Source organism: Iodidimonas sp. MBR-22 (assembly GCF_029946565.1).
GTDB classification, from domain to species: domain Bacteria; phylum Pseudomonadota; class Alphaproteobacteria; order Sphingomonadales; family Rhodothalassiaceae; genus Iodidimonas; species Iodidimonas nitroreducens.
Genome location: NZ_JARKVQ010000002.1, coordinates 197,697 through 209,951, shown reverse-complemented (window position 1 = coordinate 209,951; position 12,255 = coordinate 197,697). Strand labels below are relative to the sequence as shown.

Genomic DNA, 12,255 nt, shown 5'->3' with positions numbered 1-12,255 from the left:
GTGCGATCAAAGCTGGCCGCATCTCACCCCATAAGGCCAGAAGGCGTTAAATCCTTTTGATCCTGTTATTTTGTAGCGAACCAAGCACGGCTTAGCCAAGGACCCTTCATGCCGATCTCCTCGATTTTACTTTTGGCAAGCCTCTTCGTCATAGTGCCATTGGTTTTCATATCCCCCGTAGTGGGGGTTTATGCCTATCATTGGATTTCTTTGCTCAACCCGCATCGTTTGGTTTATGGGGTCGCCTATAGCCTGCCTTTCGCCATGTTTTTAAGCGGTCTCACCCTTTTGGCGTGGCTGGTATCGAAAGAGCCCAAAAAACTGCCGATCACCGCCCCCACGGTGATTCTGCTGGCCCTCGCATTTTGGGTGACCTTCACCAGCTTTTTTGCTCAGGTTCCCGATGTGGCATGGGTCTATTGGGAACGCACGATCAAAATTTTTCTCATCACATTCATTACCATCGCCCTCGTGACCAGCCGCGAGCGCATCCACGCCCTTGTTTGGGTGATGGTTTTATCGGTTGGCGTTTTGGGGATTCGCAGCGGTATTCCCACCATTCTCACCGCAGGCGGCCATCATGCCTATGGCCCCCCGGAAAGCTTTATCAGCGATAATAACACTCTGGCTCTGGTTTTTGTGATGACCTTACCGCTGATGCGCTATCTGCATCTGCAATCGGAGGAAAAATGGATCAGGATCGGCATCCTGGCCACCATGGTGATGACAAGCTTTGCCATCATCGGCACCACATCGCGGGGTGGCTTTTTAGGGCTGGTGGCGATTGCCATTGCCCTTGTCTGGAAATCCCGCCAGCGCGCCGCCTTCATTGCTCTGGCGCTGGCTTTGGGCAGTGCTTTGATTTTTTTCGTTCCCCAGCAATGGGTAGAGCGAATGGAAACGATCAAGGAATATGATCAGGATGCTTCGGCCATGGGGCGCATCGATGCCTGGATTTTTGCAAGCAGGCTGGCCATCGAACGGCCCATCACCGGGGGGGGCTTCAGGCCCTATTATGATAGCGACCTGTTCATGCGTCTGGTGCCCGATGCTGCCATGCCGCGCGCCATTCACAGCATTTATTTCGAGGTTTTGGGCGACCATGGCTTTGTGGGGCTGGGGCTGTTTCTGGGCCTTTTATGGGCAGCATGGCGATCTTTTGCCCGCGCCAAAAAACTGGGCGAAATGAGGCCGGATATGAAATGGGCCGCCGATCTGGGCCAGATGGGTCAAGCCTCCCTCATCGGCTATATGGTTTCCGGCGCTTTTTTAAGCCTCGCTTATTTCGATCATATCTACACCGTCATCGCTTTGGCTGCCGCCCTTTCCATGGTCACGCAAAAACTCGCAAAAACCGATGTGGCCCCCGCAAGCAGCCCATCCCTGACCCCCGCCCCCAAGGCGCAAGGCGGCCGGCGACCGGCAATTCCCCGGCCTTTCCGATCACGACCGCCCTTAAGTTCACAGATCAAGGCCCCGACTAAATAGCGGCCCCACGCGCCAAGAGCTTTTCGGCGATGGCTTCCACCGTTCGGGCATTGCCATCCCATGTATAATCGCGGGCCGTGATCAGATCACAAGCCGCCGCCCCCAGTTTTTTACGCAGATCAGCATCGGTGGCAAGGGCTGTGATGGCCCGGCTCAGATCATCGGGGTGATCGGGATCGATCAGAAGCGCGGTTTTGCCATCATCCAGAATTTCCCGGATATTGGGGCGATTGGGCGCAATGATGGCGCAGCCTGCGGCCAGATATTCAAATAATTTCAAGGGCGAGGCATAATCATTCACATCCGGCTGCAAGGCAATATCCATCACCCCCAAAAGCGCCGGAATGTCTTCATGAGGGCGGGCGCCGGTGAAGGTGAGTTGATGGCCGATCCCAAGTTCGCTGGCAATGGCTTTGAGGCCCGCGCTGGCCGGTCCTTCGCCAATGATCAGAAAATGCAGCGCCGGATCGGCCAAGCGGGCAAAGGCATGGAGCACCCGATCAAGAGCATGCCATTCCCGCACATAGCCCACAAAGCCAAACACGATCTTGTCAGCGAAACCCATCTCCTGCCGCAGGCTGCCGCGGCGCACAGATTGGAACAATTCGGTCCGCACGCCATTGGGGATAACCGTGATCCGATCATCGGGCACCTGTTCGCGGCGCACATAATCGGCCAGGGCATCGCTGACCGGCAAAACCGCATCGGCGCCTTGCCACACCGCCCGCTCCATCCGCCGGGCCAGCCCCTTCAAAGCCAGATTGCCCAAAAGGCTGCGTTCATGACACAAAGGAGCATTCACCTCGATCAGATAGGGAATCCCCAAAGACCGCTTCGCCCACAAGCCCGCCAATAAAAAGGCATTATAGCGTTCATAAAGAATATCAGGCTGCTGCGCGCGGGCGCTTTTCAAAAGCTGCCGATAGGCTTTGAGATTATATCCGGCTTCCAGCATTTCATTGAAAGCCGCAGGCATATGGGCCCGGGCATCGCCCAAAAAACCAGTGAGACTGCGGCCCCCATCGGTTTTTTGCGCCTTTGGGCCCACCATATCGATCAAATGATCGCGGCGTTTCAAGGCTCCCACCAGCTCCTTGATATGCACCTGCATTCCATCGGCAGCCAATATTCTGTGGTGATAAAGAATTCGCATGTTTGACCGCGCGTTGAATCAGGTTAAAATTCACCTTAAGGGAACAGTGGAATCAAGGGCAAGGGGGGAACGATCTTTATATGGCTCATTATTTCAGCACGGGCAGACCATCACAGCATAGTGCCAAAGGGCCAGCGTTAAAGCGGGGCCATCGCAAAATTGGAAACCCCATGCGGCTTTTGACCGGGGCGCTGACCCTAGCGATGCTGATGAGCCATCATCCGGCCTTCGCCCAAAGCCCGGCTTTGGCCACGATCATCCAGACAACAGCCCCCGATATTGTGGGTTCGGGCAATGCGGCAGCGGATTATATCTATAAAATCGGCCCCGAAGATCGCCTGCAAATCACCATCAATGGCGAAGACGATCTGAGCGGAGAGTATCGCGTGCGCCCCGATGGCCGGATTGCCCTGCCGCTTGTGGGGGAACTCGTGGTCACTGGCCTTAGCACCGATCAGATCGCCCGAAAGCTGGAACAGGCCCTTTCGGATTTGATGACCACACCCCGGGCCACGGTGATGGTGATTGCGGCGGGGGGCACCTATCAAGACCGCATCCGCCTCATCGGCGATGCCTTCCCCGCCCCGCGCACTTTGCCTTATCGCCAAGGGCTCACAAGCCTTGGGGTACTGACAGAAATCGGCGGCCTGCCGGAAACAGCGGCGGCCAATCGCGCCAGAATCATCCGCACGGAAAATGGCCGTACGCAAAAAATTCGTCTGCGCCTTGGCGATATTCAATCGGGGCGTGCTTTGGGAGCTGATACGCTTTTGCAGCCCGGTGATGTCATTTATGTGCCGGAAAGCTTTTTTGCGGGCAGCCGAACGATCGAGATGTCGGTTGGCGCCGCCCAAAGCTATAGCGACAATATCAATCTGCAATCGGGCGATCTGAAACGCGACAGTGCGGTCAGCGAACTGTTCCCCGCCATTCGGATCGATTATGATACCGCCCGATTGCAGGCGCTGCTCGATGCCGAAATACGCCTGCAGCATCGCACAAATGATGATGACAGCTTTTCCGTTGCCCCCGAGGTGCAAGGTTCGCTCAATACCGAATTGATAGAACGCCTGTTTTTTCTCGATAGCGCCGTCTCGATCTCGCGTCAGCTTGTGGATACCCGTCGCGGTCAATCTTCATCGATCACCAATATCGCCAATACGCAAGTGGTTCAAACCTATCAGATCAGCCCGTATCTGAGGCATCGTCTTGGCGATCTCGCCACGATGGAACTGCGCTATGAAAGCGGTCTTGTTCTGATCAGCGAAGCCGAAATCGACCCCCTCAATCCCATCTTTTTCAATGGCCAGCAGGGCACCGATACTTGGGAGAATGCGGGCAGCCTGATCCTCCGCTCTCCTGTTAATGGTTCTAGGCTCAATTGGTCGCTCACCGGCAGATTTGCCCATTTCGATCAAAGCGAGCGGGAAAACCGGGAACGCACCGAGGCCATTGCCGAACTCACCTATGATCTGACATCAAGCTTTCGCCTGATCGCCCGGGGCGGCTATCAGAAATTCACGGGCCAGACCTTTGATCGTGAAATCGATGATCCCCTTTATATGGCGGGCTTTCGCTGGCAACCCAGTGATCGCACGTCTTTTGAATTTACCGCTGGCCAGCGGGATGGCAATACCGCCTTCAATGCCACTTTCCTCAAGATGATCGGCCAAGACCTGCAATTCACCGCCAGTTTCAATGAAAATGTACGGATCGATCAGGAACGCCTGCTTGATAATCTGCCCGGCACCCCGGGGGCGGTCGATCCCACCCTGCCCCCCGACCTGCCCTTTTCCCTGCGCAATAATTCAACGAAAAATGAAACCGCCAGCCTCAATCTTAGCGGCCAGCTTGCCAACCTGTTTTTTGTGCTGACCGGAAGCTGGCAGCGCAATGAAATCAATCTCAATACCGGCACCACGAATGAGGAAAGTCTGATCGCCCGGATCAATCTATCACAGCCCTTGAGCCGCCATTTCACCGCGCGGGCATCGGGCAGCTTCACCGAGCGGGATTTTTCCGCAGCCCTTTTGGGGGGCACGCTGCCGCGCGAAGATCGTGATTATCGGGCCACCGCAGGCCTTGATTATACCGGCTTTGAACGCCTGCTCATCTCGCTCAGCTATGGTTTTTCCACCCGCGATTCATCCCTTGGCATTCAGGATTTCACGGAAAACACCGTCACCCTCTCGGCACGGCTCAGATTATGAGCCTTTTCTTTGTTGCAGGATCGAATTGAACAGCGCCATCTGCCCGAGGCTCGTGGCCTGCCATGAAAAATCTTCCGCATAGGCGCGCACGGCCTCAGGCGATGGCGGATCGTTCAATATATCTTCAGCCGCTGCAGCAAGGGCCTGGCCGCTGCGTTCGGCAACGATGCGGCCAGCAACCGGCTTTGTCACCACTTCGGGCGAACCATTGACTGCGGTGGCCACCACTGGCGTTCCGCAGGCCATGCTTTCCAGCAAAACATTGGGCCAGCCTTCTCGGCTCGATGCCAGAATGAAAAGATCAGCCGCACTATAAACGGATGATAAATCATGATGCGGCACCAGACCCAGAAAATGTACCCGATCCGCAAGCCCCAAGGATTGCGCCAGATCTTTCAAAAATTTTTCCTGCGGCCCCTTTCCGGCAATGATCAGATGCCCGCGCCCCAATGCCGCCAGGGCCCCGATTACCAGATCATGGGCTTTGCGTTCGATCAGATGCCCCACCGATAAAAGCACCGGCCCATCTTTGATGCCCAGCTTTTGGCGTAGGAGAAGGGCACCCGCCTCATCCCTTTGAAAGGCTTTGAGATCAACCCCATTGCGCAGCACCGTCACCCGATCGCGCGGCACACCGATAGCGGCCAGATCCTCGGCCAAGGCGGCACAAACCGTGATCAGCCCATCGGCTTTATTGGCGGCAAAGCGGATCAATCGGCGTGGCAAAGCATGACGCGGGATCAGATTGAGATCGGTGCCCCGCCCGGTGATGGTGAAGGGCAGATCAAATTCCCGCGCCAAAAGGGCGGCGGCCACCCCATCGGGATAAAAATAATGCGCATCCATCAGATCAAAGCGATGCCCTTCGGCCAAAAGCCGTGCCACCACCGGGCGGGCCGCCAGATAAAGGCTGAAGGGGGTGACCAACATGCCGATTTTGGGGATCACCAGATAACGCGGATGGTCGATCATCAGGCCATGGCGCTCATCATGCCTAGGGATTTTGGCATAATCGGCATAAGTGCCAAAATGCGGCGAGGCACTCGGAAACCATGGCACAGGGGCCAGCACATGGGCTTCATAGCCGCTGTCTTCGCGCAGATGACGCAGGCGATTTTCCACGAAAATCCCGTGATGGGGCTGCTGGGGATTGGGAAATAATGTTGAGAAAACAAGAAGTTTCATGAGACATCCAAAACCTGAAGCGCCAAGGCCTTTTGATAAAGGGCATCATAGGCCGCGACCATGATATCCAGATCATAATGCGCCACTACCCGGCGCCGGTTTTCCGCGCCCAGATCATGGCGCAGGGATGGATTTTGGGCGAGATCAAGAAGAGCTTTACCAAAGCCCGCATCATCATTTTGGGCAAAAACCAAAAAGCGCGCCCTGGGCGGCAGAATGGCGGCGATATCCCCCGCCGCAAAAGCCAGAACCGGCAGCCCCGCCGCCATGGCCTGCAAAAGCGCATTGGGCATCTGTTCGGTGATCGAGGTCATCAAAAACAGATCGGCGCGATTGAGGGCCGGGCGAATATCGGTGACATGCCCTTCCAACACAACCCGATCCCCCAAATCCAGCTCCGCAATCCGGGCTTCCAAAGCTGGACGGCACGGCCCTTCGCCCAAAATCCTCAAGCGCGCCCGAGGATCAATATGGGCAAGGGCTGCGAAATGATCGATCAGACGGTCCAGCCGTTTTTCTGCGCGCAAGGGAGCGATGGCCAGGAATTCCAGATTGTCATCCGCCGCCCTTTCAGGCTTTTCGCCGGGCTGAAACCATTGGCAATCAACCGCATTGGGGATATGGCGAATTTGATGGGGGGCCACCCAATGATGGCGGCTGGCTATCTCCACCAAAGTTTGTGATGGCACCACAAGCGCCTTGATCCGGGCCAGGGCAAATTGCCGAAACAAAGAGCGCCGCCGCAAAGGCCTGATGGCCTCATCCGGGCCAAAACCACTTTCAAAATGCAGATGCGGCAAGGGGCCAAAACGGGCGGCCATTGCCCAATCCATCGCCCCCCAATTATAGGTGCATAAAAGATCGGGGCCGACCTTTGCCAAAGCCCGGCGGCGCTGCATCAGGCCGGAAAGCCCCGAAGATGTTACATCCTTTAAGGGGCCCTGATCCTGATCATAAAAATCGAGATCAGGGAGATTGGGGGCATGAACAGCGGCACGATAATTCTGATCCAGCGCCAATATCTGATGCTGATAGCGGCCAGCCTCCAATCGTTCGATCAGCCTGATGATCCGCAATTGCACCCCGCCGGGGGCAAATGTGGGGAAAATATGCAGGATTTTTGGCTTGCCACCCATGCGCAACACGCTTTCGGGCCTAGCGCGCGCCATCAGACCAGATCACCACGCGGAAGGTTTGCAAAACGATGGAAAGATCGAAGATGATGCTGAAATATTTGATGTAATAAAGATCATATTGCAGCTTTTGCCGGGCATCCTCGGCCGAGGCACCATAAGGATAATTGAGCTGTGCCCAACCGGTGATCCCCGGGCGTACGCTGTGGCGCTCCTGATAAAAGGGAATTTCCGCCGCCAGCAGGTCGACGAAAACCGGACGTTCAGGGCGCGGCCCCACAAAGCTCATATCGCCTTTCAAAACATTGATCACCTGCGGGATTTCATCGATCCGGCTTTTGCGGATCAGGGCCCCGATCCGGGTGACCCGGGCATCGCCTTTCTGTGCCCATTGCGCTTCGCCATTTTTTTCCGCATCATTGCGCATGGAGCGGAATTTGACCAAAGTGAACGGCTTACCGCCCAGCCCCACCCGCTCTTGCACATAAAAGGCCCCGCCCGGGCTTTCAAGGCGGATCAGGATCATGGTCAAAAGCAAAAGCGGCATCGTGAAGATCAACAAAACAAGGCTGAGCACAATATCGACCGTGCGTTTGATCAGCCGGTGAAAGCCGCTGCGGCGAAAGCCATCCGATTGAAAAAACCAGCTCGGCCGCAGGGCATCAAGATCGATCCGACCCTGCACCCTTTCGCAAAAAGTTTGATAATCGGTCACACTCACGCCCCGCAGGCGGGTATTGATCAGAGGGGCTAGAGGCACCTGGCCACGGCGCTCTTCCAGCGCCACCACCACTTCATCCACATCCTGTTTCAGAGCATAATCCGCCAGATCATCGGGCATATCGATGATGCGATTCTGATCCACTCGTGGCTTGACGGATTCCAGATTAACGAAGCCCGTGGTCACAAAACGGCTGGCATGGCCAAGCTGCTCTAATTGCACGATCCGCGCCGCCTGCTTGCCGGTGCCCAAAACCAGAACCCGGCTTTTCAGATTAGACCATTTGGTAAGCCGAACGAAAATAAGACGAAGGATCAAAACACCAATAAGGGAAAAAATCATCCCGAACAAAATAACGGTTGGTGGCAGCCGGATATAGCTGATCACATAGACAAATGTGACATAGGCCAGATAACCAATAACAAATGAAGAGATGATTCTAACAGCGATATCGGAATATCCGGTTGATATTTTCCAGTTATACAACCCAACAGAAAACATAACCGTACCAATTATGATACAGATACTTATAATCCCTACACTTATTCTTACAATATCATTAGAGAATAAATTATTGTCATGAATGAAAACGCTTGCCAAAAAGCATCCATAAATGATCAGGCACTCTAGAAGCGCCATAAAAATTAATGGTTTATTACTATTTGTGACAGACATCGTTCCCCCGAACAATTATTTATTCTGAATGTGCATCTATATCTGTTTATTTTTAAATTTCATTTAACATAAAAATATGGATCAAAATGAGATTTCATGATCATTCAATCCACAATATCTCAATTAAATTGAAAGCCCGGCCAATTCCCGATGCGGATCATCTCCTTGCTGCATCTCGTGCACCTGTTCCAAAAAGCCGGAAAACATCATCAGCGCCCACAGGGCCTGGCTATGATCGCGCATCCCGCTCATATGTTGATCAACGATCCGGGCCAGCGCACTGCGCTTGAAAAAGCCGCTATCGGCCAAAGCTCCGTGCAGAATGGCCTTTTCCACAGAGCTTTTCAGCGGCCCGCGAAACCATCGCGCAAGGGGGACGGCAAAGCCCATTTTCGACCGATAGAGAATGTCATTGGATAACAACGGCTCCAATGATTTTTTGAACAGATATTTCCCTTCCCGCCCGTGCAATTTGCGGCTCGGCCCCACAGTGCCCGACCATTCCACAAAGGGATGATCAAGCAAGGGCACCCGCACTTCCAGGGAATGAGCCATGCTCGCCCGATCAACCTTGGTTAAAATATCGCCCGGCAGATAGGTTTTCATATCCACATATTGGGCTTTCGACAGATGATGATCGGTGGGCGCCCGCTCCATATGATGCTCGATCAGATCCACAGATCGATAGCCCTGCAGGTCGCGTTTAAACCCATCGCTATAAAGCTCTTCGCGCAGGGCATCAGGCAGGATCGAAATGCTGTGAAAATAGCCCTCAGCCGAACTGCGGGCCAGTGCCTGCAATGTGGATTTGGCGCGCAAGGGCTTAGGCGCCCAATCCATTTTTGGATAAAGCGAACCCGTTAGACCAAAAAATGGCTGGCGAATTCCCGGCGGCAAAAGCCCCCGCACCCGTTCTTCATAATGATGCCAGCGATAGCGCCGATAGCCGGCAAAGACTTCATCCCCGCCATCTCCCGACAAGGCAACGGTCACATGCTTGCGCGCTTCTTCGCATACCCGATAGGTGGGCAGCGCCGAACTATCGGCAAAAGGCTCGTCATAAATCCGTGGCAGGATCGAAAGCAGGCCGAAATCTTCGGGATCAACCCTGCGCTCATGATGCGCCGTGCCGTAGCGTTCCGCCACCTTGCGGGCATAGATGGATTCGTCATAATCCTTATCGCCAAAGGAAATGGAGCAGGTATTGACCGGGCTTGCCTGGCTTTTGGCCATCATCGCCACCACCGCGCTGGAATCCACCCCGCCCGATAAAAAGGCCCCCAAGGGCACTTCGGCGATCATCCTGATCCGCACCGCTTCTTCCAGCTTTTCGCGCAAGGCTTCGGCCTGATCGGCAAAGGCCGTGTTTTCATCCTCGGCGAAGGTCATATCCCAATATTGCTGCGGATGGGCCGCCGAGCGTCCCCGCTGCTGATAAAGATGATGGCCGGGTGCCAGCTTTTTCACCGATTGATAGATCGAGCGCGGATCGGGCACATAGCCAAAGGCGAAGAAATTTTCCACGGCCACCGCATCCAGATCGCGCCCCAAACGAGGATAGTGCAAAAGCGCTTTCAACTCAGAGGCAAAAACCAGCATGCCATCATCGGTTTGGGCATAATAAAGCGGCTTGATGCCCAATCTGTCGCGCGCCAGAAACAGGCTGTTTTGATTGGCATCATGAATGGCAAAGGCAAACATCCCGCGAAAGCGCGTCACACAATCCGCGCCCCATTCTTCCCAGGCGTGAACGATCACTTCGGTATCGCTGCGGGTTTGGAAATGATGGCCAAGAGATTGCAATTCACGGGTCAGCGCGGCAAAATTATAAATCTCGCCATTATAAACCACGCTCACAGTGCCATCTTCATTGAACATCGGCTGATGGCCGCCCGCCAGATCAATGATCGACAAGCGCCGATGGGCCAGCCCCACCCCGGGCCGAAACAAAAAGCCATCATCATCCGGGCCGCGATGGGCGATGGAATCGCTCATCCGCTTTAAAAGCCCTTGATCGATCGGCCGATCAGATCGGCTATCGAATATGCCTGCTATTCCGCACATCTGCGTTCTTTCCTGTGATCATCTCATGGCGCGCCACCCATGGGGCAAAGCCGCCTTTTTGCAGTGTTTCATCAAAACCCGTGCTGCGCAGAAAATCCTGCAAACGGCCTTGTTCATCAGCCAGTTGAAGCCCGGGGGCCGAAATGGCCAGCACCATCGCCGGGGCCCGCGCCCCCCGGAATTTAGCCCACAAACCCTTTAATTTAACGGATGAGCGGTTCGCCGTGGCATCGGATGGCAGAATAAACCAATACCACACAAGGCGCTGACCATCGGGCCCGGACAGGCGCATAAGATTGGCGGGTGGCAGATCTGGCCCCATGAAATCGGGCCTGGTCACCCCCACCTGCACCACATCCAAGGCCTGGGGGCCGACCAGATCATTGCGATAGGATATGATTTCCTTTCCCGGCCCCTGATCGCCATAAAAAGCCATGAACACCGAAAAACGCGTGTCGTCCTTGGCATAAACCCAGGTTTCCTGCGCATCAGCAGCGGAAAAATCACCCACCCAATCGCCCGTCTCCGCCTTGCCCAACAGGGCCCAGCCATCCGGCCCGGCAGAACCCTCCGGGGCATAAAGCTGCACGAAGGGCACGGGCGCAATCTGCAAAGCATGGTGGCTATAGAAACGCACCCCCAAAGCCATCAGCAGCGCCAGAGTTGCGGCGGCACCGATAGGCATCAGATCAGGGCGGGAAAGGCCCGAGCTTTTCAGATCAGCCGTTTCGCTATCGGCTCGAGGGGCGGCAAAAAGAGCATCAGGCCCCACATCGCGCATCCACCATGCCGCCAGAATGAGGATCAGCATCACAAAGCTGAGGAAAACAAAGCCATAAATCAGATGATCAACACCCACGGCATGTTCAAAATTGCTGTAATGTGCAACCAGAACAATGCCATAGGCCCTTACCACATTGGCAATGATGGGAACCGCAATGGCCAAAGCCATAAAAACGACACGCTTCCACCAGCGCTTGAGGAAGGTGCCCGCGATCAATGCCCCCAAAGCCACACAGGCGATCAGAAAGCGCACCCCGGCACAGGCTTCGGCAACCAGAAAGGTGCCGCCGGGGATCACCAATGTCCAATTTTCATGATAAATCGGAATGCCGGTCCACCGCACCAGAATGGCGGTATAATGGGCGGTCAGATCCTGCAAGGGGGCAATGGCGAAATCGCCGAAGGGCGCCATGAAAAAAAGATAACCCAAAGGAAAAATCAGGGCCCGCGCCATGGTCACACCCAAAATCGCGAGCACAAGGCCGGGGATGAAGGCAACAAGGGCAAAATGGCTGATCAGATTGATCTGTGCCATATCCCCCAAAAGCCAGAGCAAGGCCGCGCCCAACAGCCACACAAACCCCCAAAATGATGCCTTGATCGGCAGAGCCGCCAGCCGGTGACGATTGTTCCAGATCAGATAAAGGGATATGGGGGCGATCAAAAGCCCATGGCCATAAGTGCTGGAATTGAGCCAGATCGAAACCATGCTCATCAGCGTTTGATGAAAGACAAGGCCCAGCAAAAGGATCGCCAGCCCACAGATGAGGACGGCAATCTGCCGGGGATGACCGAGCACCTTATCCATGGGTGATCCCTGATCCCCTGATGATGATTGTTTCC

General features: G+C 55.0%; 8 protein-coding genes. 2 read left to right on the top strand and 6 right to left on the bottom strand.

Features of this window, described 5'->3' with window-relative positions; genetic code table 11:
- The first annotated feature begins 108 nt into the window (after positions 1 to 108).
- Positions 109 to 1,488 carry a putative O-glycosylation ligase, exosortase A system-associated gene (locus QK300_RS02785; RefSeq protein ID WP_281300080.1) on the top strand — a complete coding sequence of 460 codons (1,380 nt, stop codon included), beginning with the start codon at positions 109 to 111 and terminating at the stop codon, positions 1,486 to 1,488.
- Here QK300_RS02785 and QK300_RS02780 read toward each other — a convergent pair.
- Positions 1,481 to 2,593 (bottom strand): glycosyltransferase family 4 protein, encoded by a 1,113-nt coding sequence (locus QK300_RS02780; RefSeq protein ID WP_281300081.1) that lies wholly within the window; start codon positions 2,591 to 2,593, stop codon positions 1,481 to 1,483. The genes QK300_RS02785 and QK300_RS02780 overlap by 8 nt on opposite strands.
- Before the next feature lie 218 nt (positions 2,594 to 2,811).
- Here QK300_RS02780 and QK300_RS02775 point away from each other — a divergent pair, with 218 nt between their 5' ends.
- Positions 2,812 to 4,851: a TIGR03016 family PEP-CTERM system-associated outer membrane protein gene (locus QK300_RS02775; protein ID WP_281300082.1), complete on the top strand. Its 2,040-nt coding sequence runs from the start codon at positions 2,812 to 2,814 to the stop codon at positions 4,849 to 4,851.
- Here QK300_RS02775 and QK300_RS02770 read toward each other — a convergent pair.
- From QK300_RS02770 to xrtA, 5 genes are all read right to left on the bottom strand, one after another.
- On the bottom strand, positions 4,846 to 6,036 hold the full coding sequence (locus QK300_RS02770; RefSeq protein ID WP_281300083.1) for a glycosyltransferase family 4 protein: 1,191 nt from the start codon (positions 6,034 to 6,036) through the stop codon (positions 4,846 to 4,848). The genes QK300_RS02775 and QK300_RS02770 overlap by 6 nt on opposite strands.
- The gene (locus QK300_RS02765; protein ID WP_281300084.1) at positions 6,033 to 7,205 is read right to left on the bottom strand and encodes a glycosyltransferase family 4 protein; all 1,173 of its coding nucleotides are present in this window, start codon (positions 7,203 to 7,205) and stop codon (positions 6,033 to 6,035) included. The genes QK300_RS02770 and QK300_RS02765 overlap by 4 nt, the downstream gene beginning before the upstream one ends.
- Positions 7,192 to 8,529 carry a TIGR03013 family XrtA/PEP-CTERM system glycosyltransferase gene (locus QK300_RS02760; RefSeq protein ID WP_281300085.1) on the bottom strand — a complete coding sequence of 446 codons (1,338 nt, stop codon included), beginning with the start codon at positions 8,527 to 8,529 and terminating at the stop codon, positions 7,192 to 7,194. Before QK300_RS02760 ends, QK300_RS02765 begins: the two co-directional genes overlap by 14 nt.
- A gap of 159 nt (positions 8,530 to 8,688) precedes the next feature.
- Positions 8,689 to 10,629 carry an XrtA/PEP-CTERM system amidotransferase gene (locus QK300_RS02755; protein WP_281300086.1) on the bottom strand — a complete coding sequence of 647 codons (1,941 nt, stop codon included), beginning with the start codon at positions 10,627 to 10,629 and terminating at the stop codon, positions 8,689 to 8,691.
- Positions 10,601 to 12,220 (bottom strand): exosortase A, encoded by a 1,620-nt coding sequence (gene xrtA / locus QK300_RS02750; RefSeq protein WP_281300087.1) that lies wholly within the window; start codon positions 12,218 to 12,220, stop codon positions 10,601 to 10,603. Before xrtA ends, QK300_RS02755 begins: the two co-directional genes overlap by 29 nt.
- Between the last annotated feature and the right edge of the window lie 35 nt (positions 12,221 to 12,255).

Excerpts from the sequence above, each read along its gene's own strand:
- QK300_RS02785 (WP_281300080.1), top strand. The coding sequence starts at position 109 with ATGCCGATCTCCTCGATTTTACTTTTGGCAAGCCTCTTCGTCATAGTG.
- QK300_RS02775 (WP_281300082.1), top strand. The coding sequence starts at position 2,812 with ATGCGGCTTTTGACCGGGGCGCTGACCCTAGCGATGCTGATGAGCCAT.
- QK300_RS02770 (WP_281300083.1), bottom strand. The coding sequence starts at position 6,036 with ATGAAACTTCTTGTTTTCTCAACATTATTTCCCAATCCCCAGCAGCCC.
- QK300_RS02765 (WP_281300084.1), bottom strand. The coding sequence starts at position 7,205 with ATGGCGCGCGCTAGGCCCGAAAGCGTGTTGCGCATGGGTGGCAAGCCA.
- QK300_RS02760 (WP_281300085.1), bottom strand. The coding sequence starts at position 8,529 with ATGGCGCTTCTAGAGTGCCTGATCATTTATGGATGCTTTTTGGCAAGC.
- QK300_RS02755 (WP_281300086.1), bottom strand. The coding sequence starts at position 10,629 with ATGTGCGGAATAGCAGGCATATTCGATAGCCGATCTGATCGGCCGATC.
- xrtA (WP_281300087.1), bottom strand. The coding sequence starts at position 12,220 with ATGGATAAGGTGCTCGGTCATCCCCGGCAGATTGCCGTCCTCATCTGT.